The sequence below is a fragment of the Xanthomonas sp. WHRI 7065 genome (genome assembly GCF_040203115.2).
Classification (GTDB): domain Bacteria; phylum Pseudomonadota; class Gammaproteobacteria; order Xanthomonadales; family Xanthomonadaceae; genus Xanthomonas; species Xanthomonas arboricola.
The window spans coordinates 2,968,802-2,993,708 of the sequence record NZ_CP168194.1; the positions used below are offsets into that span (position 1 = coordinate 2,968,802).

A 24,907-nucleotide genomic window follows, 5' to 3' on the forward strand; every position below is an offset into this window, starting at 1 on the left:
GGCAAGGGAACAGAAATGCCGAATGGCCGCTGGGATCTGCGCAGAAAATACGGGCGTCGTGCATCGATCGGGGCCCTGCTGATTCTCGCCGCAGGTCTGATCGCCGCCATTGCTGCCGGCCTGTCGCTACAGCGACATAACGAGCTCGAGCGCCAGCAGCGTTTCAACTATGTGGTGCGCACGCTGACACGCAACATCAGCGAGCGCATGTATACCTTCGAACACGGATTGCGCGGCGCGCGTGGCGCGGTGATCGGCGCCGGCAAGGATGTCATCGGTCGCGACCGCTTCACCCTGTACAGCCGCTCGCGCGATTACGCGCGCGAGTTTCCCGGCGTGCTGGGCTACGGCTACATCCATCGCGTCGCGCCTGCCGACGAAGAGGCCTTCCTGCAGGCCGCGCGCGCCGACGGCGCACCGGACATCAAGCGCCGGCCGCTGGAGCCCTGGGACGGCGAGCGTTACATCGTGCTGTATTTCGAACCGGAGTCCTCGGGCAACCGTCCGATCGGCCTGGACATCGCCTCCGAGCCGCGTCGCCGCGCAGCGGCACTGCAGGCCGCACGCAGCGGCGTGCCGATCATGACCTCGCCGATCTCGCTGTCCGGTTATCGCATTCCCAGCGAAAGCGGATTCCTGGTGCTGCTGGCGGTGTATCGCGAAGGCATGCCGCTGCAGACACCGCAACAGCGCATGGCCGCGACCAGTGGCTGGGTGTATGCGCCCTTCAGCGTCGAGCAGATGGTGCAAAGCACCCTGGGCGAGCGCGACGACGTGGCGCTGGATCTGTCCGACCGGAACGAGCCGACCCACAACTTCTTCCGCAGCGGCACGCCGTCCAGCGACAGCGCGCGTCGCCCGCCGGTGGTGCAGCAGCTGCAGATCTACGGCCGCACCTGGATCATCACCGCCCACCCCACCGCCAGCTTCCTGGCCTCGCTCAACCAGACCTCGCCGTGGCTGATCGGCGGCCTGGTGCTGGGGGTGTCGGTGCTGCTGGCGGCATTGCTGGTGCTGTATTTCAGCAACGGCCTGCGGCGCGAGGAAGTGCTGCGCAAACAGATGGAGCTGGCGGCACTGGTCAGCCATTCCAGCGAAGCCATCGTTGCCGAGACCCCGGACGGACACATCACCCACTGGAATCCCGCTGCCGAAGCGATGTTCGGCTACAGCGCGGACGAGGCGATCGGCCAGAACCTGACGATGCTGCTGTCGCCACAGCCGTATGCGATCCCCGACATCGAGCATGCCGACGAAGGCCATTCGGTCGATACATCGGCGGCGCTGAGCATGCGCCATCGTGATGGGCACCTGGTCCATGTGCTGGCCAGCAAGGCCCCGATCATCGAACGCGATGCCACCCTGAGCGGGCATTCGCATTTCTTCCGCGACATCTCCGAGCGGGTGCGTGCGCACCAGCGCATCGTCGCGCTGAATGCATCGCTCGAACATCAGGTCGCCGAACGCACCAGCGAGCTGATGAAGTTCTCCGCGCTGCATCGCGCGATCCTGGCGCACGCCGGCTTTGCCATCATCGCCACCGACTCCAGCGGCTTTGTCACGCTGTTCAATCGCGCCGCGGAAAAACTGCTGGGCTACAACGCCGACGAGGTGATCGGCCGCCGCAAGGCCGGCCAGTTCATCGAGCAGGAGGAACTGCAGGAGCGCGCGCACCTGCTCTCCGAGCAGACCGGCGCGCCGGTGGCGCATACGCTGGAGGCGATCGCGGCGCTGACCAGCCTGGGCCGCAGCGACACCAGCGAATGGACCTACGTCAGCCACGAAGGCCGCCGCCTGCCGGTGCTGCTGACCCTGAGCACCCTGCGCGACGATAACGATCAGGTGATCGGTTACCTGGGCATGGCGGTGGACCTGACCGAGCAGAAACTGCACGAGAAACAGCTGCGCCTGGCGATGGACGCGGCCAAGAGCGCCAACCAGTCCAAGTCCGATTTCCTGGCCAACATGAGCCACGAGATCCGCACACCGATGAACGCGATCCTGGGCATGCTGTACCTGCTCCAGCGCAGCGAGCTTCCCGGTGCCGCGCAGGACATGGTGACCAAGATCGACCGCTCCGCACGCTCGCTGCTGGAAATCATCAACGACATCCTGGACTTCTCCAAGATCGAGGCCGGGCGCATCGATCTGGAACGCGCACCGTTTGACCTTAATCAACTGTTCGACAACATCGCCGACCTGATGCGTTCCTCGCTCAGCACCAAACCGGTGGAAATGATCGTCGAACCGCTGCCGCGCGATTGCCGCTGGTTGCTCGGCGATGCGCTGCGCATCAACCAGGTGCTGGTCAACCTGGTCGGCAACGCGATCAAGTTCACCGAGCAGGGCGAAGTGGTGCTGTCGGTGCGGCGCTTCCCCAGCGGCGATCCGAACAAGCTCAAGCTGCTGTTCTCGGTGCGCGACACCGGCATCGGCATTTCCAAGGAAAAGCAGAGCCTGATCTTCTCGCCGTTCCTGCAGGCCGATACCTCCACCAGCCGGCGCTACGGCGGCAGCGGCCTGGGCCTGACCATCAGCCGGCGCCTGATCGAATTGATGGGCGGCGAGCTGGAGGTGGAAAGCGTGCCCGGCCGCGGCAGCGAGTTCTATTTCGTGGTGACGCTGGAAAAATCCGCCCCGCCGCTGGCCCAGCGCGACCTGCCGGCGCTGCCGCCGGAAGCGATGCCGCGGGTATTGATCGCCGACGACCACGATGCGGCACTCAACAACCTGGTGCGCATCGCCACCGAACTCGGCTGGCGCGTGGATGCGGTCGCCAGCGGCCAGGCCGCCCTGCAGGCGATCGAACAGGCCAGCGAGCCCTATGACATCTTCCTGCTCGACTGGCGCATGCCCGACATCGACGGCGTGGCGATTGCGCGGCAGATCCGCGCACGCGCCGTGCCCGGCCCGCATCCGGTGATCGTCATGGTCACCGCGTACGAGCGTCGCCTGCTGGAACAGCATCCCGAGCAGCAGGACCTGGATGCGGTGATGACCAAGCCGGTCACCAGCGCGGCGCTGCACCGGCTGGTGGAGCAACTGGTCCACGAACGCCCCGGCGCGCGGCCGGTGGCGCCCACCTTCGTGGCGCGTCGGCTGGAAGGCGCGCATCTGCTGCTGGTGGACGACAGCGAAATCAACTGCGAAGTGGCGCAGCGCATTCTCGAAGGCGAAGGCGCCATGGTCACGGTCGCCCACGATGGCGAGCAGGCCATCAACACGCTCAGGCGCGCGCCGGAGCTGTTCCAGCTGGTGTTGATGGACGTGCAGATGCCGGTGGTCGATGGCTATGAAGCCACGCGGCGGCTGCGGCAGATCCCCGCGCTGGCCAGCCTGCCGGTGATCGCGCTGACTGCCGGCGCCTTTCGCCCGCAACAGGAGAAAGCGCTGGAAGCGGGCATGAACGGTTTCATCGCCAAGCCGTTCAATGTGGAGGAACTGGTCACCGCCATCCGCCACTTCCTGCAGCCCGGTGTGCGGCGCATCCCGTCGCTGCCGCACGAGACCGCTGTGCAAGGCGGCCCCGAGTGGGAGCACGCCGACCCGGAGGTGCTGGATGCGGCGCGTGCACGCAGCCTGTGGCGCGAGCGCGAACCGTACGAGCGCTATCTGCTCAAACTGCTGCGCGACAACCCCGACCCGGCCGAGGCCGCAGCCGAGCATCTGCGCCGCAACGAGCTGCCGGCGATCGGCGCACTGGCGCACAAGCTGCGTGGCGCGGCCGGGTCGCTGGCATTGCCGGCCCTGGCCGGCGCCGCCAGCGACCTGGAAACCCGCATCGAGCAAGGCCACGACATCACCTCGGCACTGCTCGCACTCAAGGACACCATGCAGCGCACCGCCGCGGCGATCCACGCCTTCCTGCAACACGGCGACAGCGACGCCGAAGCAGGCGATGACGATGCCGCGCTGGACGCGGACAGCGTGCAGATCCTGGAAGCGGCCCTGGGCAGCGACGATGCCGACAAGATCGACCACGCGCTGCTGATCTGCGCGCCGCGTCTGCCGCGCATCCTGCAGGAAGCACTGCAGCGTGCAGTGGAAGATTTCGATTTCCGTCGCGCCGAGGCCACCTTGCACGACTGGCAAGCCACTCACCTGCGCTGACCGCTCACCACGCCGGTGGCAAGGAGCCTCCATGCCGCATCGTCCCCTGCTGTGTGTCGACGACGAATCCAGCAACCTGGCCACCCTGCGCCAGCTGCTGCGCGACGATTTTCCGCTGGTGTTCGCCAAGTCCGGCGGCGAAGCGCTGGAGGCGGTGCTCCGCCACACGCCGGCGTTGATCCTGCTGGATGTCGAGCTGCCCGACATGGACGGCTATGCAGTGGCGCGCACGCTCAAGCAGCAGCCCGCCAGCACGGCCATCCCGATCCTGTTCGTGACCTCGCGCAGCAGCGAGCACGACGAACGCATCGGTCTGGAAGCGGGCGCAGCCGATTACGTCAGCAAGCCCTACTCGCCCGCCCTGCTCAAGGCGCGCATCGCCACCCAGTTGAAGTTGGCCGAAAGCGCGCGCCTGGCGCAGCACTATCGCGATGCGATCCATTTGCTCGGTACCGCCGGGCAAGGCCAGGATGCCGACACCGGCGCGCATATCTGGCGCATGGCCGCCTATGCGCAGGTGCTGGCCGAGCAGGTCGGCTGGTCGGCGCAACGGGCGCAGCTGCTGCTGGATGCCGCGCCCCTGCACGACGCCGGCAAGATTGCGGTGCCCGGCAACATCCTGCACAAGCCCGATGCGCTGGACGAACACGAACGCTCGGTGGTGCGCCAGCACCCGCAGGTCGGCCACGACCTGCTGCGGCACGGGCGCGGGCCGGTGTTTCAGCTGGCTGCGGAAATCGCGCTGCATCACCACGAATGCTGGGACGGCAGCGGCTACCCCAACGGCCTGGCCGGCGAGGCCATTCCCGAATCGGCGCGCATCGTGGCGGTGGCCGACGTGTTCGACGCGCTGTGCGGGCGGCGCGCCTACAAGGCGCCGTGGACGGTGGACGATGCCATGCGCAAGCTCGACAGCATGGCAGGCAAGCAACTGGAACCGCGCCTGGTGCAGCAATTTCGCGAGGCGTTGCCGCAGGTCCTGCAGATCATGGATGCCTGGGATAGCGCGGCGCCGGGGCCCTGAGGAGCCGGGAATCGGGAATCGGGATTGGGGAATCGGGACGGGCTGATCAGTTTGCGCGCCGATCGGGCGAGCATTCGCGCCCGTCTTGTGGGCTGTACGGCTCTCCCAAGCGAGTTGGCAGTGTGTTCGGCTCTGTGATGCGTACGCAGTGTTGCCTGGCGCGTGCTTGAACACCGCTTCGCGCGGGCGGACAATAGCCATGTTGCGCCGCACAACACCGTGCGACGCGGGCCGGTCCGATCGCCATCTGTGCGCCACCGATGCGGCCCCGCAACCGAGAGTCCGATGTCCTCCAGCGTGTCCGAGGCCGGCGTCACGCCGCCGCGTTATCCCGATTACCGCATCATCTCGCTGATCCTGGCCTGCGCCATCTTCATGGAGCAGATGGATGCCACCGTGCTGGCAACCGCGCTGCCGACCCTGGCGCGCGATTTCGGCGTTGCCGCGCCGGCGATGAGCATCGCCATGACCAGCTACCTGCTGGCGCTGGCGGTGCTGATCCCGGCCAGCGGTGCGATCGCCGACCGCTTCGGCCTGCGCCGGGTGTTCGGCGCATCGATCTGGGTATTCGTCGGCGGCTCGATCCTGTGTTCGCTGGCCGACAGCCTGCCCACCATGGTCGCCGCGCGCGTGCTGCAAGGCGCCGGTGGCGCGATGATGGCCCCGCTTGGACGGCTGATCCTGCTGCGCACGGTCGAGCGTCGTCATCTGGTGTCGGCCATGGCCTGGACGCTGGTGCCTGCCTTCATCGGCCCGATGCTGGGCCCGCCGCTGGGTGGATTTTTCGTCTCGTACCTGGACTGGCGCTGGATCTTCTACATCAACGTGCCGATCGGCATTGCCGGCTTTCTGCTGGTACGCCGTTTCATCCCGGAAATTCCCACCGAAACCACACCGGCACGTTTCGACCTGCGCGGTTTCGTGCTGTGCGGCACCGCGTTGGGCTGCCTGCTGTTCGGCCTGGAAATGGTCAGCCAGCAGGACGGCATCGGCACCGCGAGCTGGCTGCTGGCCATCGGCGGTAGCGCTGCGCTGGGGTATCTGTGGCATGCACGCCACCACCCCGCTCCGCTGCTGGACCTGAGCCTGCTGCGGATCGATTCGTTCCGCTTGTCGGTGATCGGCGGTGCGCTGATGCGCATCACCCAGGGCGCGCATCCGTTCCTGCTGCCGCTGCTGTTCCAGATCGGCTTCGGCCTGAGCGCCGCGCACAGCGGGCGCCTGATCCTGGCCACCGCGCTCGGCGCACTGCTGATGCGCAGCATCACCCCGCAGTTGCTGCGCCGCTTCGGCTATCGCAACAGCCTGATCGGCAACGGTGTGCTCGCCAGCCTGGGCTACATGGTGTGTGCATTGTTCCGGCCCGACTGGCCGCCGGCGCTGATGTTCGGCCTGCTGCTGTGCTGCGGCGCGTTCATGTCGTTCCAGTTCGCCGCTTACAACACCATCGCCTACGAAAACGTGCCCGCATCGCGCATGAGCCGCGCCAGCAGCCTGTACACCACCTTGCAGCAACTGATGCTCTCGGTGGGCGTATGCGCCGGCGCGATGATCCTCAAGCTGGCGATGCTGGCCGGCGATCACACCCAACCGGCGCAACGCGATTTTTCGCTGGCGTTCTGCGTGGTCAGCCTGATTTCGCTCAGCGCCACCTGGTGGCATGTACGTTTCGACAAGGATGCCGGGCAGGAAATGAGCGGGCACCGGGCTTCGAGCGGCTGACGTAGCCGGCGCAGCTACACAGCCGTGACTGGAATCGGCGTGCACCGCCCCGGCAACTGCGTTTTCCATGCGACATCCACATCCAGTTGCCAACTGCTCGCAACGCTTGGTTGGCCAGTCTTGCAGCCTGTCATGTCCGCCAACTCGCATGACGGCACCCCACAGGCGCCGCCATGCTTACCATCATCGCGCCTTGTCGTTGTGCCGCGACGCGGCCTCGGCACGCGTCACCAGCAGGAACGCCAGCGGAAAGCCAATCTCGATCGCGACTGCCGCGAAGATGCCGGCGTTGACATGCCCGGCCCCCCACTCCGCCACGCCCAGCACTGCCAGCAACAGGCACGCGGTGACGAAGCCCGCAACCACGGCACGGCGCCCTGGCGACGGTGGCGCCGTTCGCACCAGCAGCAGCATGACGCCGATGGCCGCATACAGCGGTGCGGCGCGTCGACCGAGCACGCCCAGCGCGTCACTGTCGAAGGCCACGCCCCAATTGGCCAGCATGGCCGCAGGTGCCAGCAGCCAGGCAGCGCCCAACGCGAAGAACGACAACGCCGACAGCGTGGCCAGGTAGCGAAACGCGCGCGATGCAGTCGGCGCGCTCATGCGTTCACCTCCACGACGGTGCGCCCCTGCACCTTCCGCGCGTCGCCACCAGAGTGGGGCTGATGCAACCCCCGGCCACTGGTCAGCACCCGGTCTGCAACCGCAATTCCGGCATCGCGGGACGCTTGGACCACACCGGCAAGATCGATGCCAGGAATCAGCGGAAGATGGCGAATGATCGGGCCACCTCCGCTCATCGCCACCATCATCGCGTGGTGGTCGTTGCCGGTCGAATACTCGACAGCAACCCTCACCTCGCCCGGCATCAACGCGTCTTCGTTGAACTGGGCCAGCCTGGTAACCACCGGCTCGCTGGTCTGTACGCTAAGCACTGCATTGAAGGTCATTGCCTTCTCCTGTTGGGGTCAAGGCCGCGCGCTACCGCGTCACCACCGACGCATCGGTAACGGCATGCACACTGCAGTCGCTGCGGCTCGTTTGTGCAGCGGTGCAACCCGGCGTGGCGCAGCTGAAACCTGTTGCGCTCACCGCCAGGGCCGGCACTTGCAGTGGTTTGTCGGCCGGGCTTATCCGGCATGGGATGGCGTCGTCGTCTCGGGTGGCGTCTTCGCATCGAGCTGCAGGTTCTTGCGAATCAACGACTGGAACACGCCTGCCGGCGCAAACCGCCGCAAGAACTGCAGCTGTCCGGCGATCTTGCCCGCGGTGTAGCGCACCTTGGGCTGCTGGGCGCGCGCCGCCTTCACCACCACGTCGGCCACGACGGAGGGCTCGTCTGCGCTTGCCATTGCCTGCGCCACCACCTGGCCGACCTGGGTACGCACCTGACGGTAATTTTCCAGCGGCGCATCCGGGGCGAGAGTGTTCGCCTCGAACTGGGTTTTGGTGTAGGCCGGCTCGATTACCGTGACCCGGATTCCGTAGCTGCGCAGCTCGTGGTCCACCGCTTCGGAGTAACCCTCCACCGCGTGCTTGCTGGCCGCGTACAGCGCCGCATACGGCGTGGGCACCAGCCCGATGATCGAGCCGATGTTGATGATGCGGCCACTGCCCTGGCGGCGCATGTGCGGCACCACTGCGCGCGTCATGCGCACGACACCAAGGAAGTTGGTGTCGAGGATGGCCTTGGCCTGCTCGATCGAGCTTTCCTCCGCAGCGGCAGGAGACACACCGAAACCGGCGTTATTGACCAGCAGGTCGATGCGCCCTTCCCGTCGCAGCAGCTCCTGGATCGCGGCGTCGACCGATTCGTCGCTGGTCACATCCAGCGCCAGCAGCGTGAAGGCGCGCTGCCCGGACTGCGCGCCGCGACGGCTGGTGCCGTACACCGTATAACCGGCGGCAGCCAACGCGTTGGCAGTTGCTTCGCCGATGCCGGAGGAGGCGCCGGTCACCAGCGCAACAGAGGGTTTGCTTGTCATTGGAATTCCTTGAGTGCAGTGAGTGACAGGGCGGCAGTCGAGTGACGATCACGCCGCGACTGGGATGCGATGGCTTGGCTAAAAACGCAGTTCTACCGGTGAAACCTCGGCCACGTGTGTGGCGGATGCACGCCTGTCGGTTAGTTGGATGCCTGCAACGACGACAGGATCTGGTCGCGACACACCGCGATGATTTCGTCGGCCAGCGGCGAATCGTTCGGACACGACCGCGACAACACGATGGCGCCGATGGCGTGCGCCATCATGTCCAGGTTGCTGGCGCGCTCCGCTGCTGCCTCGGCAGTGCCGGGCGCAGCGCCGCTGCGGTCGAGCGAGGCCAACAGGTTTTCGACCCCGGCGGCGAACGCCTCGCGCACTTCCTCCGGCTGGCGCGCGGCATCGGCGCCCAGCGCAGCCATCGTGCAGCCGGTGGCAAGGCTGTCGCGATGTCCGCGCGACAGATAGAAGTTCACGAAATCCGCCTTGTCCACATGCTCGGTCTGCGCGGCGATGTTGGCCAGGCCGCAGGCCGCCGATTCGGCCATCAGATCCGCCTTGGAGCGGAACTGCTTGTAGAAGCCGCCGTGGGTGAACCCTGCGGCGGCCATCAGATCGGCGATGCCGATCCCTTCGTAACCACGCTCGCGAAACAGCACCGAGGCGGTCTCGACGACGTGCGCCCGGTTTGCCTGCGCCTGTGCCTTGGTCACTTTCATCGTTGGGACACTCCGTGCTTGTGCGGGACTGGTGAGAGCGGCAGCTTACTTTGATGTCATTCGTCATCAAAGTGTTGACACTTTAGATTTTGATCGTAATCTTTGTCAACCACTGATTCCGAGCACCGCCAATGACCCACCCTTCGCTGTTCGAACCCTATGCACTGGGCGCGCTGACCCTGGCCAACCGCATCGTGATGGCCCCGCTGACCCGCAACCGTGCGGGCGCCGGCCTGGTGCCGAGCGCTCTGGCGGCCACCTATTACGCCCAGCGCGCCTCGGCCGGCCTGCTGATCACCGAGGCCACCCAGATCTCGCCCCAGGCCCAGGGCTATCAGGACACCCCTGGCCTGTACACGCCCGAGCAGATCGCCGGCTGGCGTGCGGTCACCGACGCCGTGCATGCCAAGGGCGGGCGCATCTTCGTGCAGCTGTGGCATGTGGGCCGGGTGTCGCATGTCGACCTGCAACCGGGCGGCGCCGCACCGGTCGCGCCGTCGGCGATCCGCGCGGCGACCAAGGTGTTCGTCAACAACGGCTTTGCCGATGTCTCCGAACCACGCGCGCTTGAGCTGCACGAACTGCCGGGCATCGTCGACGACTTCCGCCAGGCAGCGGCCAATGCGATTGCCGCCGGCTTCGATGGCGTCGAAATCCACGGCGCCAACGGCTACCTGCTGGAGCAGTTCATCAAGGACGGCGCCAACCAGCGTACCGATGCCTACGGCGGCTCGATCGAAAACCGCGCGCGCCTGTTGCTGGAGGTGGTCGCGGCAGTGAGCAAGCAGATCGGCGCCGATCGCACCGGCGTGCGCATTTCGCCGGTGTCGCCGGCAAGCGGCATTTCCGGCAGCGATCCGCAGCCGCAATACGACTACATCGCCGAACAACTCGATGCGCTGGGCATCGTCTACCTGCACGTGGTCGAAGGTGCGACCGGCGGCCCGCGCGATGCGGCCCCGTTCGACTACGCCGCGCTGCGCAGCAAGTTCACCCGTACCTATCTGGCCAACAACGGCTACGACCTGGAACTGGCCAACGCCCAGTTGCGCGCAGGCAGCGTCGACCTGGTGGCCTTCGGCCGCCCGTTCATCAGCAACCCCGATCTTGTCGAACGTCTGCACACCGGCGCAGCGCTGGCGCCGTTGAATCCGGCCACGCTCTACGGCGGTGGCGCCGAAGGTTATATCGACTACCCGTCCCTCGCCGGCTGAGGCTGTCTCGCCTGGCGTCTTTCATCCACTGTCATCAAGGAATTCTGCATGTCCACACTTCCCGCTGTCCTCATCACTGGCGCCTCCACCGGTATCGGCGCCGTCTACGCCGAGCGCTTTGCGCAACGCGGCCACAACCTGGTGCTGGTGGCACGCGACAAGGCCCGCCTGGATGCGCTGGCGGCGCGTCTGCACGCTGCACATGGCGTCAGCGTCGACGTGCTGCAGGCCGACCTGACCCAGCCCGCCGACCTGACCGCAGTGGAAGCCCGCCTGCGCGACGACGCGCAGATCGGCATCCTGATCAACAACGCCGGCATGGCGCAGTCCGGCGGCATCCTGCAGCAGAACGCCGAGGCAATCGACCGCCTACTCGCGCTCAATGTCACCGCGTTGACGCGCCTGTCTGCCGCGGTTGCGCCGCGCTTTGCGCAGTCCGGCAGCGGCGCGATCGTCAACCTCGGCTCGGTGGTGGGCTTCGCTCCCGAATTCGGCATGAGCGTCTATGGCGCCACCAAGGCCTTTGTGCTGTTCCTGTCGCAGGGGCTGCACCTGGAGCTGGGGGCCAAGGGTGTGTATGTGCAGGCCGTGTTGCCGGCCGGTACGCGCACCGAGATCTGGGGGCGTGCCGGTATCGACGTCAACACGCTCAGCGATCTGATGGACGTGGGCGAGCTGGTCGATGCGGCACTGGTTGGTTTCGATCGCCGCGAACTGGTCACCATCCCGCCGCTACACGTAGCCGAACGTTGGGACGCACTGGATGGCGCGCGCCAGGGGCTGCTGTCTGACATCCGCCAGGCCACCGCCGCCGAGCGCTATCAGCCGGCGGCCTGACCGGCCCGGCGGCGCAACCGCCCGCAGCGCTTGCCACGGTGAGCGCTGCGGACCTGGGGTGATGCGTCGCGCATTCGGTCTGCTACACGGATGCATCGATTCAAAACCGCCCGCATGGCGATCAGGCTGCTGGCACGCAGTTGCCAGCGCAAAGGTGAAGGCGGCCGGGGATCGCATCGCGCCCGGCCACGCATCCAGACAACGACAGCAGTGGACCCGAACCAGATGAAAGCACTCACCTTCAAACGCTATGGCAAATCTCCCGATATCGGCTTCAGCGAGCGCGCCCGCCCGACGCTGCAGCCCGACGAACTCCTGGTCGAGGTGCACGCCGCTGGCGTAAACCCGATCGACAACATGATTCCCACCGGCATCTTCAAACCCGTGGTGAAGTTCGAGCTACCCGCCACGCTGGGCAGCGACGTGGCGGGGATCGTCATCGATGTCGGCAGCCGCGTCACCCGCTTCAAGCGGGGCGATGCGATTTTTGCCAGCGTGTTCGATCTTGGCCGCGGCACCATCGCCGAGTATGTCGCGGTACCGGAAAGCGCCGCAGCGCTGAAGCCGGCCAATCTGGATTTTGTGCAGGCGGCATCGCTGCCGATGGTCGCGCTCACGTCCTGGCAGGCCCTGACGGAACGTGCCGACCTGCAGCCCGGCCAGAAGGTATTCATTCCTGCCGGTTCCGGCGGTATCGGCACCATCGCAATCCAGTTGGCAAAACACCTCGGCGCCACCGTCGGCACCACCACCAGCACCGGCAATGTCGCGCTGGTGAACAGCCTTGGCGCAGACGAGGTAGTCGACTACAAGCAACAGGACTTCGAGACCGTGCTGCGCGGCTACGACATCACGCTTGGCACGATGCGGGGCGATACGATCGAAAAATCGCTCGCCATCCTCAAGCCCGGCGGCAGGATCGTGTCGCTGGTCGGGCCGCTGGATGCCGCCTTTGCCCGCGCACGCCGGTTGAATGTCGTGCTGCAATTCGTCTTCGCCATGATGAGCCGCAAGATCATCCGTCTAGCGAACAAGCACAACGTCGCCTACTCGTTCCTGTTCGTACGCCCCAATGGCACGCAGCTGGCCAAAATCGGCGAACTGCTCGAAGCCGAACGCATCCGCCCGGTCATCGACAAGGTGTTTGCGTTCGACCAGGCAAAGCAGGCGCTGGAGTATCTGGCGCAAGGCCGCGCCAAGGGCAAGGTGGTCGTCAAGATCAAGTAAGAAGCCGGATGCAGGGCAGCCAATCTGCGGCTTGTCTGCAGGGCCCTTGGCGGCATTGTTGCCGCCAAGGAGCCTGCACGGACAAATTCACGGCGTGTCCCACGTGCGGTGAGGGCACCGCACGCTCGACTCACCAGCAAGCGTCGTTTGAGGCGCACAGCATCGAGCCCAAAGGCCGCTCTTTGATGCAAGCCAACGACGTTGCCGTTTGACCGCCGCGAGGATGATGACGAAGCACACGCTCCGCCATCACCTCGCTGCATACGCTTACATCCCGTGCGCAGCCAGCTGACCAAGTCGCTGCACTGCGACCGACACGGTCGGGTAGTCCAGCGTCTTCTGCTCGGCCACATCGGCCAGCATGGCCAGGGTGAAGCGCAGGCTTGAATCGTCGCGTGCCAGCCAGTTGGCCACCTTGTCCTCGGCACTGCTGCCGGGCAGGGTCAGCACCTGCGCCACTAGCGCGCGCTGATGTGCGGCCAGCTCGTCGCGCAGCACGCCACGTGCCACTGCATGCCAGCGGCCGTTGACCTCCAGCGCGTCGATCTGCTCGAACAACCAAGGCAGGCGCAGCGCTTCGCCCAGGCGGAAATGCACCTTGGACACGTCCACCGGCTTGAGCTTGCGGGTGCGTGCGGTTTCGATGATGTCGAAGGCCGGTTCCAGATAGCGTAGCTCGGATAACTGCTGCGCCAGCTGCGGCGGTAGGCCCTTTTCCTGCCATTCCTGCACGCTGGCTTCGTACTGCGGGCGCTGCGTATCGGAGAGCACACCGGAGGCGACACGGATGTCGTTGAACGGGCCGTGGTAACGCTCCACCGCCGCGGTGATGCCCGGCATCTGGCCCGGACGTAGCAATAGCCAACGCACGAACGAACGCTGCAGCCGCCAGATCACTTCCAGCGCGTCGATCTGCACCGACTCGGGCACCTTGCCGTCCAATGCATCGATCTGCGTCCACAGCGCACGTGCATCCAGCGTTTCGCGGCTGATGGTGTAGGCCTTGGCGACCTCGGCGATGCTGCGGCCGGTGTCTTCCTGCATGCGCATCAGGAAGGTGGCGCCCATGCGGTTGATGGTGGTGTTGGTCACCGCGGTGGCGATGATCTCGCGCTTGAGGCGGTGACGCTCCATCGCATCGGCGTACTTTTTCTGCAGCGGCTGCGGGAAGTAGCGCTGCAATTCCTTGGACAGATACGGGTCTTCCGGAATATCCGATTCCAGCAGCTGCTGGAATGCCACCAGCTTGGAGTACGACAACAGCACCGACAGCTCCGGGCGCGACAAGCCCTGCCCGCGCGCCTTGCGTGCGGACAGTTCGGCATCGGAGGGCAGGAACTCGATCTGCCGATCGAGCAGGCCCTGCAATTCCAGCGTGCGGATGAAGTGCTGCTTGGAGCCGAGACGTTTGACGCTCATCCGCTCCATCAGGCTGATCGCCTGGTTCTGGCGGTAGTTGTCCCACAACACCAGGTCGGCCACTTCGTCGGTCATCGACGCGAGCAATGTGTTGCGCGCGTCGTAGGTGAGCTTCTTGGCCTGCACCATGTCGTTGAGCAGGATCTTGATGTTCACCTCGTGATCGGAGGTGTCCACGCCGGCCGAATTATCGATGAAGTCGGTATTGAGCAGCACCCCGGCCTGCGCGGCCTCGATGCGGCCGAGCTGGGTCAGGCCCAGGTTGCCGCCCTCGCCCACTACCTTGCAGCGCAACTCGCCGCCGTTGACGCGCAGGCCGTTGTTGGCGCGGTCGCCCACATCTGCATGCGATTCGCTGGACGCCTTGACGTAGGTGCCGATGCCGCCATTCCAGAACAGGTCCACCGGGGCCTTGAGGATGGCGTTCATCAGCTCGTTGGGCGAAAGCTGCTTGACGCTGGATTCCAGGCCCAGGACCTCGCGCACCGGCGCGCTGATGTCGATGGACTTGAGCGTGCGCGGATAGATGCCACCGCCGGCGCTGATCAGCTTGGCCTCGTAGTCGGCCCAGCTGGAACGCGGCAGCTTGAACAGGCGCTCGCGCTCGGCGAACGAGGCAGAGGCATCCGGATTGGGATCCAGGAAGATATGCCGGTGATCGAACGCGGCCAGCAGGCGGATATGCCGCGACAACAGCATGCCGTTGCCGAACACGTCGCCGGACATGTCACCGATGCCGACCACGCTGAAATCCTGGCTCTGGCAGTCACGCCCCATCGCACGGAAGTGGCGCTTGACCGACTCCCACGCACCGCGCGCGGTGATGCCCATGCCCTTGTGGTCGTAACCGACCGAACCGCCGGAAGCGAACGCATCGCCCAGCCAGAAGCCGTGGTCCAGCGCCAGCCCGTTGGCGATGTCGGAGAACGTGGCGGTGCCCTTGTCGGCCGCGACCACCAGGTACGGATCATCCTGGTCGTGACGCACCACCTGCGGCGGCGGCACGATCTTGCCGCCGACGATGTTGTCGGTGATGTCGAGCAGGCTCTGGATGAACAGCTTGTAGCAGGCGATGCCTTCGGCCTGGATCGCATCGCGGTCGCCGCCGACCGGCGAGCGCTTGACGTAGAAACCGCCCTTGGCACCGACCGGCACGATGACGGTGTTCTTGACCATCTGCGCCTTGACCAGGCCCAGCACCTCGGTGCGGAAATCCTCGCGCCGGTCCGACCAGCGCAGGCCGCCACGCGCCACTGCGCCAAAGCGCAGGTGCACGCCTTCCACCCGCGGGCTGTAGACGAAGATCTCGCGGTACGGGCGCGGCTTGGGCAGGTCCGGCACGATCGAAGAATCCAGCTTGAAGCTGATGCAGTGGCCGTGCTTGCCGCTCTTGTCGGTCTGGTAATAGTTGGTGCGCAGCGTCGCGTCGATCACGCCGATGAAGCTGCGCAGGATGCGGTCCTCGTCCAGGCTGGAGACGCGATCCATCAGCTTCAGCAGCGTGGCGCGCGTGGCTTCCTGCTGCGCATCGCGGTCGCTGCCGCGCGCCTGCAACACCGGCTCCAGGGCCTTGAGCGTGGCCTCGTCGTCACCGGCCAGCACCGACAGTTCCTCGCGCAGGCGTTCCTGCCCGGCAAAGATCTGCGCCTTGGTCTCGCTGCCGGTGGCCGGATCGAAGCGCGCTTCGAACAGTTCCACCAGCAGGCGCGCCAGCAGCGGGTAACGGGTGAACGTCGCCTCGACATAGGCCTGCGAGAACGGCACCGCGGTCTGCAGCAGATACTTGCAATAGCCGCGCAGCAGCGCGACCTGCCGCCAATGCAGGCCGGCGGCCAGGATCAGGCGGTTGAAGCCGTCGTTTTCGGCATCGCCGCTCCAGATCCGCTCGAAGGCTTCGCCGAAACCGGCGTCGGCATTGGCTGCGTTGATCCTGCCGGAAGTCGATTCGACCTCGAAATCCTGGATGTAGACCGGCGTCTCGCCGACCTGCAGCCGGTACGGCCGCTCGGAGATCACCCGCAGGCCCATGTTCTCCATCATCGGCATCGCGTCGGATAACGGGATGTCGTCGAGCTGGCGATACAGCTTCAGGCGCAGGCCTTCGCCGGCGTCCAGCCGCACGCCGTCGTCGCGACGGATCTCCTGCAGGCTTAGATGCAGATCATCCGGGCCGTCCAGTGCGGCCAGATGCTCGACGTCGGACACCGCCGATTCGATCGACGAGTCCTCGATATAGCCGGCCGGCAACGCACGCCCGAAGTTGGCGGCCATGCGCAAGCCATTGACCTCGCCATGCCGCGCCACCAGCGCCTCGCGCAGGGCATCGCGCCAGTTGCGCAGCAGATGCGCCAGCCGCGATTCGAGTTCGGTGGTGTTGAATTCCAGCGCCTCGCCACTCTTGGGCCGCACGATCAGGTGCAGCTGCGCCAGCGGCGACTCGCCCAGCACCACGCTGGAATCGATGTATTCGCCGTGCAGCGCATCCTTGAGCAGGGCTTCGATGCGCAGCCGCACATCGGTGTTGAAGCGCTCGCGCGGGATGTACACCAGCGCGGAGATGAAGCGGCTGTACTTGTCGCGGCGCAGGAACATGCGGCTGCGCACGCGCTCCTGCAGGCCGAGGATGCCGATCGCGGTGCGATACAGCTCTTCCTCGTTGGACTGGAACAGCTCCTCGCGCGGCAGCGTCTCGAGAATGTGCCGCAACGCCTTGCCGCTGTGGCTGCTCGGGGTCAGCCCGGACTTGCTCATCACGTATTCGTGGCGCTGGCGCACCAGCGGGATTTCCCACGGGCGGCGGTTGTAGGCGCTGGAGGTGAACAGGCCCAGGAAGCGCTGCTCGCCGACGATGCGGCCCTTGGCATCGAATTCCAGGATGCCGATGTAATCCATGTAGCCGACCCGATGCACGCGCGAGCGCGCATTGGTCTTGGTCAGGATCAACGCGTCCTTGAGCTTGGCCGAAGTGTTCAGGCCGTGCGCCGCCAGCGTGGTCACCGGGCGCGCCGGCGAGGTGTCGCGGCCGCGCATCAGGCCCAGGCCGGTTTCTTCCACCGGCGCCAGCACGTCCTGGCCGTCCTGCTTCTCCACGCGGTACTCGCGATAGCCGAAGAAGGTGAAGTGATCGGCCGCCGCCCAACGCAGGAACTCCTGCGCCTCGTGGCGGCTGATGTCGTCCATCGGCAGGCGGCGGGTGGCCAGGTCGTCGGCCAGCATCACCATCTTTTCGCGCATCGACGCCCAGTCGTGCACGATCGCGCGCACTTCGCCCAGCACCTTGCCCACCGCCGCTTCCACCTTGGGCATGTCCTCGGCGGGCTGGCGGTCGATCTCCAGCACCATCAGCGACTCGCTCTTGCCCTCGCCCACCGCGGTCAGCTTGCCAGCCTTGTCGCGCGCGATGCGCAGCACCGGGTGGCCGAGCACGTGCACGCCGATGCCCAGGTCCGACAGCGCCATGCTCACCGAGTCCACCAGGAACGGCATGTCGTCGTTGACGATCTGCAGCAGCGTGTGCGGCGACTCGTAGCCGTGGCTCTTCAGGGTCGGGTTGAACACCCGCACGTTGACCGTGCCGGCCTTGCGCGTGCGCGCAAATTCCAGCATGTCCGCCGCCAGGGCCGCCCACTGCTCGGGCGGGTGGTTGGGAAACTCGTCCTCCTCCATGCGCCGGTAGAAGTCGGCTGCAAACAGCTGCACCTCGGACTGGCGGGCAGCCGGGTAGCGTTTGCGCAACGCGGCGAACACCGGCTCCAGGGTGACCGCCTGCGGCGCGGTGGCAAGCACGGGGACGGCATGGTCGGCGACCGGTTTGACCGACGTCGTGGACGATTTCGAAGCAGCTTTCTTGGCTGTCATGAGAGCGCTGGGATGCTCGGTGGAAAACCTGAATTGTACCGGCGCCGGATGAAGACGCCTTGCTGCATAGCGCAAAATCCTGGTCGGGCGCTCGCCCTCGGTGCGGCGCAAAAGCACTACCCGACTGTAATTCCTGCAGCGGCGCCGGATTGGCACCTGCATGGCCAGCCGCCAGACCGCCACAACCGGCAAAGTCCGGCCGGGCGCTTGGGCCACAAGGCGTTGCGCAGACAGAACTGCGACCGTCAAGCCTGTTTAAAAACTAAACTGGACGGTATAGTCTACCGCCATGACCCCCCGTTCCCACCGTGCTGCCCGGCGCTCGGACTGCGATCGCCGCATCCATGCGGCTGTGCATACGCTGCTTGCCGAGCGCGGCATGCGGCTGAGCATGGATGCGGTGGCCGAGCGCGCCGGCTGCTCCAAGCAGACGCTCTATAGTTATTACGGTTGTAAAGAAAACCTGCTGCGCGATGTCCTTCAGGACCATGTGCATCTGGCCACGGTGCCGCTGGGCACCGCCTCGGGCGAGTTGCGCGAGGATCTGCTGGCCTTCGCCATGGCCCACCTTGACCGCCTGAACAGCCCGGATGTGTTACAGACCTGCCGGTTGGTGGAAGCCGAATCGCACCGGTTCCCCGATCAGTCGCAGCAGATCTTCCAGGACGGGGTCGTCGGCATGCAGCAGCGCCTGGCGCAGCGCTTCGAGCAGGCGATGCAGGCCGGCCAGCTGCGCCATGACGATCCGCACTGTATGGCCGAACTGCTGTTGAGCATGATCGTCGGTCTGGATTTCGACCGGCAACGCTTTCAGGTTCCCCACCGCGCCGGCCTTCCCGCCAGGCAGCAGTGGGCGCAATTCGCTGTCGACACCTTCCTGCGCGCATTTGCCGCGGTCGCTGCCACGCCTTCGCTGTCCCCGCTTTCCTTTCTCACTTCAAGACCCTAACGGAGTTCCTCCTGATGATCGCCCCGCTCCGCACATTCGGCCTGGCCTGTGCCATCACCCTGGCGCTGGCTGCCTGCAGCAAGCCCGAACAACAGCAGGCGCCGCCGCCGCCGGAAGTGTCGGTGCTGGAAATGAAGCCGCAGACCCTGCCGCTGGAACGCGACCTGGTCGGCCGGCTGTCGGCGTTCCGCTCGGCCGACGTGCGCGCGCGCGTGGACGGCGTGCTGCTCAAGCGCCTGTACACCGAAGGCACCGACGTCAAGGAAGGCCAGCCGCTGTTCGAGATCGACCCGGCGCCGCTGAAGGCCACGCTGCTGCAGGCCCAAGGCCAGCTGGCCGCCGCCGAGGCGACCTATGCCAATGCCCAGGTCGCCGCCAAGCGCGCGCGCAGCCTGGCCCCGCAGCAGTACGTGTCGCGTGCCGACATCGACAACGCCGAAGCCACCGAGCGCTCCTCCAGCGCCAACGTGCAGCAGGCACGCGGCCAGGTCCAGTCCGCCCGCATCCAGCTCGGCTTTGCCAGCGTCACCTCGCCGATCACCGGCCGCGCCGGCATCCAGCGCGTGACCGAGGGTGCGTTGGTGGGCTCGGGTGAGGCGACCCTGCTGACCACGGTCGACCAGATCGACCCGCTGTACGTGAACTTTGCGATGAGCAGCGAAGAGCTCGCCGCCCTGCGCCAGGCCCAGAGCAGCGGCAACGTGCAGCTCAGCGGCGACGGCAAGTCCACCATCAACGTGGAACTGGGCAACGGCACGCAGTACCCGCACCCGGGTACGCTCGACGTGTCGGCGGTGACGGTGGACCCGAGCACCGGTGCGGTGTCGCTGCGCGCGACCCTGCCCAATCCGGAGCAGGCGCTGCTGCCGGGCGCGTTCGTGACCTTCAAGGCCAGCCTGGGCCAGCGCAACAATGCCTACCTGCTGCCGCAGCAGGCCGTGCAGCGCGATGCCACCGGCGCCTATGCGCTGGTGCTGGGCAAGGACGGCAAGGTGGCACGCAAGAATCTCACCGTCGATGGCCAGCAGAAGGGCCAGTGGATCGTCACCGCGGGCATGACCCCGGGCGACCAGGTGATCGTCGATGGCGTGCAGAAGGCGAAGGAAGGCCAGCCGGCCAAGGGCGTGCCGTGGGATCCGAACAAGCCGGCGCAGGGCGGCCAGCCGGGCGCACCGGGCGCGGCTCCGGCCGCCGCCCAGGGTGGCGGCGCACAGGCCGCACCGGCAGCCGACAAGGCCGATGCAGCGGCACCGGCCGCGCAGGAACAGTCCAAGCCGGACGCTGCGGCGCAGCCGGCCGACTCCCAGTCCAAGCAGCAGTAACGGAACCCGGACATGCCTAAGTTTTTCATCGAACACCCGATCTTTGCCTGGGTGGTGGCGATCCTGATCTCGCTTGCGGGCGTGATCTCGATCCTGAATCTGGGTATCGAGTCGTACCCGACGATCGCCCCGCCGCAGGTCACCGTTACCGCCAACTTCCCCGGCGCCAGCGCCGATACCGCCGAAAAAGCGGTGACCCAGGTCATCGAGCAGCAGCTCACCGGTATCGATCACCTGCTGTACTTCAACTCGTCCTCGGCCGCCAATGGCCGCGTGACCATCACGCTGACCTTCGAAACCGGCACCGACGCGGATATCGCGCAGGTGCAGGTGCAGAACAAGGTGTCGCTGGCCACGCCGCGCCTGCCCTCGGAAGTGACCCAGCAGGGTGTGGTGGTGGCCAAGGCCAACGCCGGCTTCCTGATGGTGGCCGCGTTGCGCTCGGACAACCCGTCGATCAACCGCGACGCGCTCAACGACATCGTCGGCTCGCGCGTGCTCGAGCAGATCTCACGCGTGCCCGGCGTGGGCAGCACCAACCAGTTCGGCGCCGAGTACGCGATGAACATCTGGTTGAACCCGGAGAAGCTGCAGGGCTACAACCTGTCGGCCACCCAGGTGCTGACCGCGGTGCGCAACCAGAACGTGCAGTTCGCGGCCGGTTCGGTGGGCGCCGACCCGACCCCGGAAGGCATCAGCTTCACCGCCACGGTCTCGGCCGAGGGCCGCTTCAGCTCGCCGGACCAGTTCGAGAACATCATCCTGCGCACCGACAACAACGGCGCCACGGTGCGGTTGAAGGATGTCGCACGGGTCACCGTGGGGCCGAGCAACTACGGCTTCGACACCCAGTACAACGGCAAGCCGACCGGTGCCTTCGGTATCCAGCTGTTGCCGGGCGCCAACGCCCTGAACGTGTCCGAGGCGGTCGGTGCCAAGCTCGACGAGCTGCAGCCGACCTTCCCGCAGGGCGTGACCTGGTTTGCGCCGTACGAATCGACCACCTTCGTGCGCATCTCGATCGAGGAAGTGATCCACACGCTGGTGGAAGCCATCGTGCTGGTGTTCCTGGTGATGCTGCTGTTCCTGCAGAACTTCCGCGCCACCGTGATCCCCACGCTGGTGATTCCGGTCGCGCTGCTGGGCACGTTCTTCGGCATGTACATGATCGGCTTCACCATCAACCAGCTGACGCTGTTTGCGATGGTGCTGGCGATCGGCATCGTGGTCGACGACGCGATCGTGGTGATCGAGAACGTCGAACGCATCATGAGCGAGGAACACCTGGAGCCGAAGGCGGCCACCCAGAAGGCGATGACCCAGATCACCGGCGCGGTGGTGGCCATCACCGTGGTGCTGGCGGCGGTGTTCATCCCCTCCTCGCTGCAACCGGGCGCTTCGGGCGCGATCTACAAGCAGTTCGCACTGACCATCGCCATGTCGATGGGGTTCTCCGCGTTCCTGGCGTTGAGCTTCACCCCGGCGCTGTGCGGCGCGTTCCTCAAGTCGACCCATTCGACCAAGAAGAACTGGGTCTACCGCACCTTCGACAAGTACTACGACAAGCTGGCGCATCGCTATGTCGGCGTGGTCGGCCACACCCTCAAGCGCTCGCCGCCGTGGATGATCGTGTTCGTGGTGCTGGTGGTGCTGTGCGGCTTCCTGTTCACCCGCATGCCGGGCAGCTTCCTGCCGGAAGAGGACCAGGGCTTTGCGGTGGCCATCGTGCAGCTGCCGCCGGGCGCGACCAAGATCCGCACCAACGAGGCCTTCGCGCAGATGCGTGCGGTGCTGGAGAAGCAGCCGGCCGTGGAAGGCATGCTGCAGATCGCCGGCTTCAGCTTCCTGGGCTCGGGCGAAAACGTCGGCATGGGCTTCATCCGGCTCAAGCCGTGGGAAGAGCGTGACGTTACTGCCGAGCAGTTGATCCAGCAGCTCAACGGTGCCTTCTACGGCATCAAGGGCGCGCAGATCTTCGTGGTCAACCTGCCCACCGTGCAGGGCCTGGGCCAGTTCGGCGGCTTCGACATGTGGCTGCAGGACCGCTCCGGCGCAGGCCAGCAAGCTTTGACCCAGGCGCGCAACATCGTGCTGGGCAAGGCGGCGGAAAAGCAGGACACCATGGTGGGCGTGCGCCCGAACGGGCTGGAAGACGCGCCGCAGCTGCAACTGCACGTGGACCGTGTGCAGGCGCAGTCGATGGGCCTGGACGTCAGCGACATCTACAGCTCGATCCAGCTGATGCTGGCGCCTGTCTACGTCAACGACTACTTCTCCGAAGGCCGCATCAAGCGCGTCAACATCCGTGCCGACGACCAGTTCCGTACCGGCCCCGAGTCGCTGCGCAGCTTCTTCAGCCCCAGCGCCACGGCCACCGGTGCCGATGGTCAGCCGGGGATGATTCCGCTGAGCAATGTGGTCAAGGCCGACTGGACCTACGCCTCGCCGGCACTGAACCGCTACAACGGCTATTCGGCGGTGAACATCGTCGGCAACCCGGCCCCGGGCGGCAGCTCCGGCCAGGCGATGACCGCGATGGAGGAGATCGTCAACAACGACCTGCCGCCGGGCTTCGGCTTCGACTGGAGCGGCATGTCGTACCAGGAAATCATCGCCGGTAATGCAGCCACGCTGTTGCTGGCGTTGTCGGTGGTGGTGGTGTTCCTGTGCCTGGCCGCGCTCTACGAGAGCTGGTCGATTCCGGTGGCGGTGCTGATGGTGGTGCCGATCGGCGTGCTGGGTGCGATCACCTTCTCGATGCTGCGCGGCCTGCCGAACGATCTGTACTTCAAGATCGGCATGATCACGGTGATCGGTCTGGCGGCCAAGAACGCAATCCTGATCGTGGAGTTCGCGGTGGAGCAGCGTGCGGCAGGCAAGACGCTGCGCGAGGCGACGCTGGAAGCGGCGCATCTGCGCTTCCGCCCGATCCTGATGACCTCGTTCGCCTTCATCCTGGGCGTGCTGCCGCTGGCCATCTCCACCGGTGCCGGCGCCAACTCGCGTCACTCCATCGGTACCGGCGTGATCGGCGGCATGGTGTTCGCCACCGTACTCGGCGTGATCTTCATCCCGCTGTTCTTCGTGGTGGTGCGCCGCATGCTGGGCGACAAGCTGGACGAGCAGTCCAAGGAATACCTGCTCGCGCAGAACGACTCTGGCCCGCATCGTCCGGATCGCTGATCCCGGACATGGCGTAGAACGAAAAGCCCCGGCAGTGCCGGGGCTTTTTTTGGCTGCGCTGCAGTCATGTCCGTAGGAGCGCACCCGGGCGCGACGGGCTGTACCGGTAACGCCCGTCGCGCCCAGGTGCGCTCCTACGGGGTGGCAGGGATTGGTGACATGGCGTGCTTGGACAAGACCCGCATAGCGCGATTCGCGACAAACGCCCCGCCGTCGTAGGAGCGCACCCGGGCGCGATGGGCTGTACCGGTAACGCCGGTCGCGCCCGGGTGCGCTCCTACGACGGCGGCGGCTAGGTGCGCGGGCGGGCGCCGGTGGAGCCGCGCACCACGCAGCGGCCGGTCATCACCATGCGGCGGATCGGCAGCTGCGGATTGCTCAAACGCTCCAGCAGCAGCGACATCGCCGCGCGGCCCATGTCCTCGACCGGTTGCTCGACCACGGTGATCCCCGGCTCGACCAAGTCGGTCCAGCGCTCGTTGTCGAAGCCGGCCAGGGCCAGATCGTCGGGGATGCACAAACCGGCGGTGCGGGCGGCCTTGAGCGCGCCCATCAACAGCAGGCTGTTACTGGTCACGATGGCGTCGGGGCGGTCAGCGCCGGCCAGCCATTGGCCGACTTCGGCGATCGCCGCTTCGGCGGTGGGCGCCACTTCGCGGTAAGCCGGCGTCAGCCCCGGCACCGCCATTGCGGCCAGATAGCCGTTGCGGCGTTCGGTCGCGGTGGTACTGGTACCGAACAGCCCGCCGATGCGCCGATACCCCTGCGCCTGCAGATGCGCGACCAGCTCGCCCATGGCCGCGGCGTTGTCCAGCACCACGCTGTCGTAGCGGCTGCCGGGGCCGGCGCGATCCACCAGCACGGTCGGGTAGTCCAGCACCAGCTCGTGCATGCGCCCGACCGTGCTGCGGGTCGGCGCGAAGATTAGCCCGGTGATGCGTTCTTCCTGCATCAATTGCAGGTACAGCGCCTCGCGCTCGGGGTCTTCGTCGGTATTGCACAGGGTCACGCGCATGCCGGCGCGGTAGGCCACCTCTTCCACCGCGCGGATTAGCGCGGTGAAGTACGGGTTGCGGATGTCGGCGACGATCACCCCCAGGATGCCGGACTGCTGGGATCGCAGGCGCCGCGCCATCAGGTTGGGCCGGTAGCCGGTCTGGCGCACTGCCGCCTCGACCTTGGCCCGCACCTCCTCGCTGACCGGGCCGGTGCCCAGCGCGCGCGAGACCGTCGATTTGGAAACCCCGGCCACCCGGGCCACGTCATTGATGCTGATACTCACTGGGACCGTTCCCGCTCCATTTGCGCACCTGGGGCCAGGCGCCGTCTCTGATTTGA

The 24,907-nt window shown here is 66.3% G+C and carries 15 protein-coding genes; 9 read left to right on the forward strand and 6 right to left on the reverse strand.

Annotated features, from left to right (window positions below):
* The first annotated feature begins 15 nt into the window (after positions 1-15).
* The 3 genes from ABQY64_RS12500 to ABQY64_RS12510 all read left to right on the forward strand — a co-directional run bounded on the left by ABQY64_RS12500 (position 16) and on the right by ABQY64_RS12510 (position 6,856).
* Positions 16-4,110: a response regulator gene (locus ABQY64_RS12500; protein WP_349779317.1), complete on the forward strand. Its 4,095-nt coding sequence runs from the start codon at positions 16-18 to the stop codon at positions 4,108-4,110.
* Between the two features lie 31 nt (positions 4,111-4,141).
* A complete protein-coding gene (locus ABQY64_RS12505; RefSeq protein ID WP_349779316.1) occupies positions 4,142-5,134 on the forward strand; it encodes an HD domain-containing phosphohydrolase in 993 nt (330 codons plus the stop codon).
* A gap of 285 nt (positions 5,135-5,419) precedes the next feature.
* Positions 5,420-6,856, forward strand: coding sequence for a DHA2 family efflux MFS transporter permease subunit (locus ABQY64_RS12510; RefSeq protein WP_349779315.1), 1,437 nt, complete (start codon positions 5,420-5,422; stop codon positions 6,854-6,856).
* A gap of 183 nt (positions 6,857-7,039) precedes the next feature.
* On the opposite strand, the gene ABQY64_RS12515 is transcribed toward ABQY64_RS12510, so the two are convergent.
* The 4 genes from ABQY64_RS12515 to ABQY64_RS12530 all read right to left on the reverse strand — a co-directional run bounded on the left by ABQY64_RS12515 (position 7,040) and on the right by ABQY64_RS12530 (position 9,560).
* Positions 7,040-7,462 carry a hypothetical protein gene (locus ABQY64_RS12515; RefSeq protein ID WP_349779314.1) on the reverse strand — a complete coding sequence of 141 codons (423 nt, stop codon included), beginning with the start codon at positions 7,460-7,462 and terminating at the stop codon, positions 7,040-7,042.
* A complete protein-coding gene (locus tag ABQY64_RS12520; protein WP_349779313.1) occupies positions 7,459-7,809 on the reverse strand; it encodes an alcohol dehydrogenase catalytic domain-containing protein in 351 nt (116 codons plus the stop codon). The genes ABQY64_RS12515 and ABQY64_RS12520 overlap by 4 nt, the downstream gene beginning before the upstream one ends.
* A 180-nt stretch (positions 7,810-7,989) precedes the next feature.
* Positions 7,990-8,844 (reverse strand): oxidoreductase, encoded by an 855-nt coding sequence (locus ABQY64_RS12525; protein ID WP_349779312.1) that lies wholly within the window; start codon positions 8,842-8,844, stop codon positions 7,990-7,992.
* Positions 8,845-8,984: 140 nt separating this feature from the next.
* On the reverse strand, positions 8,985-9,560 hold the full coding sequence (locus tag ABQY64_RS12530) for a TetR/AcrR family transcriptional regulator (protein ID WP_016904436.1): 576 nt from the start codon (positions 9,558-9,560) through the stop codon (positions 8,985-8,987).
* 131 nt (positions 9,561-9,691) lie between these two features.
* On the opposite strand from ABQY64_RS12530, the gene ABQY64_RS12535 reads away from it, so the two are divergent.
* From ABQY64_RS12535 to ABQY64_RS12545, 3 genes are all read left to right on the forward strand, one after another.
* Positions 9,692-10,774 carry an alkene reductase gene (locus tag ABQY64_RS12535; RefSeq protein WP_065050180.1) on the forward strand — a complete coding sequence of 361 codons (1,083 nt, stop codon included), beginning with the start codon at positions 9,692-9,694 and terminating at the stop codon, positions 10,772-10,774.
* Positions 10,775-10,822: 48 nt separating this feature from the next.
* Positions 10,823-11,611, forward strand: coding sequence for an SDR family oxidoreductase (locus ABQY64_RS12540; protein ID WP_039522015.1), 789 nt, complete (start codon positions 10,823-10,825; stop codon positions 11,609-11,611).
* A gap of 114 nt (positions 11,612-11,725) precedes the next feature.
* The gene (locus ABQY64_RS12545; protein ID WP_349779311.1) at positions 11,726-12,838 is read left to right on the forward strand and encodes an NADP-dependent oxidoreductase; all 1,113 of its coding nucleotides are present in this window, start codon (positions 11,726-11,728) and stop codon (positions 12,836-12,838) included.
* Between the two features lie 267 nt (positions 12,839-13,105).
* Here the strand turns inward: ABQY64_RS12545 and ABQY64_RS12550 are convergent, their stop codons facing one another.
* Positions 13,106-18,115, reverse strand: a complete 5,010-nt coding sequence (locus ABQY64_RS12550; protein ID WP_349779310.1) for an NAD-glutamate dehydrogenase domain-containing protein — start codon at positions 18,113-18,115, stop codon at positions 13,106-13,108.
* A 289-nt stretch (positions 18,116-18,404) separates the two neighbouring features.
* Here ABQY64_RS12550 and ABQY64_RS12555 point away from each other — a divergent pair, with 289 nt between their 5' ends.
* The 3 genes from ABQY64_RS12555 to ABQY64_RS12565 are packed head-to-tail and all read left to right on the forward strand — an operon-like array spanning position 18,405 to position 23,569.
* Positions 18,405-19,064, forward strand: coding sequence for a TetR/AcrR family transcriptional regulator (locus ABQY64_RS12555; RefSeq protein ID WP_053051101.1), 660 nt, complete (start codon positions 18,405-18,407; stop codon positions 19,062-19,064).
* Between the two features lie 14 nt (positions 19,065-19,078).
* Complete coding sequence (locus tag ABQY64_RS12560; protein WP_039522021.1) at positions 19,079-20,386, forward strand: efflux RND transporter periplasmic adaptor subunit; 1,308 nt, start codon at positions 19,079-19,081, stop codon at positions 20,384-20,386.
* 12 nt (positions 20,387-20,398) lie between these two features.
* Positions 20,399-23,569: a multidrug efflux RND transporter permease subunit gene (locus ABQY64_RS12565; protein WP_016904419.1), complete on the forward strand. Its 3,171-nt coding sequence runs from the start codon at positions 20,399-20,401 to the stop codon at positions 23,567-23,569.
* A gap of 292 nt (positions 23,570-23,861) precedes the next feature.
* Here the strand turns inward: ABQY64_RS12565 and ABQY64_RS12570 are convergent, their stop codons facing one another.
* Positions 23,862-24,851 (reverse strand): LacI family DNA-binding transcriptional regulator, encoded by a 990-nt coding sequence (locus ABQY64_RS12570; RefSeq protein WP_349779309.1) that lies wholly within the window; start codon positions 24,849-24,851, stop codon positions 23,862-23,864.
* Between the last annotated feature and the right edge of the window lie 56 nt (positions 24,852-24,907).

Bases quoted from the DNA above. Each gene is read 5' to 3' on its own strand.
- ABQY64_RS12545 (WP_349779311.1), top strand. From the start codon at position 11,726: ATGGCGATCAGGCTGCTGGCACGCAGTTGCCAGCGCAAAGGTGAAGGC.
- ABQY64_RS12500 (WP_349779317.1), top strand. From the start codon at position 16: ATGCCGAATGGCCGCTGGGATCTGCGCAGAAAATACGGGCGTCGTGCA.
- ABQY64_RS12555 (WP_053051101.1), top strand. From the start codon at position 18,405: ATGACCCCCCGTTCCCACCGTGCTGCCCGGCGCTCGGACTGCGATCGC.
- ABQY64_RS12540 (WP_039522015.1), top strand. From the start codon at position 10,823: ATGTCCACACTTCCCGCTGTCCTCATCACTGGCGCCTCCACCGGTATC.
- ABQY64_RS12525 (WP_349779312.1), bottom strand. From the start codon at position 8,844: ATGACAAGCAAACCCTCTGTTGCGCTGGTGACCGGCGCCTCCTCCGGC.
- ABQY64_RS12535 (WP_065050180.1), top strand. From the start codon at position 9,692: ATGACCCACCCTTCGCTGTTCGAACCCTATGCACTGGGCGCGCTGACC.
- ABQY64_RS12550 (WP_349779310.1), bottom strand. From the start codon at position 18,115: ATGACAGCCAAGAAAGCTGCTTCGAAATCGTCCACGACGTCGGTCAAA.
- ABQY64_RS12510 (WP_349779315.1), top strand. From the start codon at position 5,420: ATGTCCTCCAGCGTGTCCGAGGCCGGCGTCACGCCGCCGCGTTATCCC.
- ABQY64_RS12515 (WP_349779314.1), bottom strand. From the start codon at position 7,462: ATGAGCGCGCCGACTGCATCGCGCGCGTTTCGCTACCTGGCCACGCTG.
- ABQY64_RS12505 (WP_349779316.1), top strand. From the start codon at position 4,142: ATGCCGCATCGTCCCCTGCTGTGTGTCGACGACGAATCCAGCAACCTG.
- ABQY64_RS12565 (WP_016904419.1), top strand. From the start codon at position 20,399: ATGCCTAAGTTTTTCATCGAACACCCGATCTTTGCCTGGGTGGTGGCG.
- ABQY64_RS12560 (WP_039522021.1), top strand. From the start codon at position 19,079: ATGATCGCCCCGCTCCGCACATTCGGCCTGGCCTGTGCCATCACCCTG.
- ABQY64_RS12530 (WP_016904436.1), bottom strand. From the start codon at position 9,560: ATGAAAGTGACCAAGGCACAGGCGCAGGCAAACCGGGCGCACGTCGTC.
- ABQY64_RS12520 (WP_349779313.1), bottom strand. From the start codon at position 7,809: ATGACCTTCAATGCAGTGCTTAGCGTACAGACCAGCGAGCCGGTGGTT.